The 240-nt window shown below is 37.1% G+C and carries 1 protein-coding gene; it reads right to left on the reverse strand.

What is annotated here, in order from left to right:
• A partial coding sequence (locus R0J88_RS23095) for a hypothetical protein (protein WP_410901329.1) occupies positions 1-240 on the reverse strand: 240 nt, incomplete at both ends.

A 240-nucleotide genomic window follows, 5' to 3' on the forward strand; every position in this document is an offset into this window, starting at 1 on the left:
TACAAATGTCTGTAATAGGACGTTCAATATTGAAGTACAAGTCTTTCAGTTTTGGTAATCGGTTGAAGTGCTGCATCACAAAGTCTTTAAAGAATTTGTAGGTCAGATGGGTGTCCTTACATGTATAGTAAACTGCAATTCCTCTACGTCCGTCCGATGTCTCAAATTGTGCATCTTGGAAGCCACCTTTTCCGAATAATTCTTCATACGGAATACTTCTATCTTCAAAACCAAAATACT

The organism is Pseudoalteromonas sp. SIMBA_162 (genome assembly GCF_046535955.1).
In the GTDB taxonomy this organism is placed as follows: domain Bacteria; phylum Pseudomonadota; class Gammaproteobacteria; order Enterobacterales; family Alteromonadaceae; genus Pseudoalteromonas; species Pseudoalteromonas marina.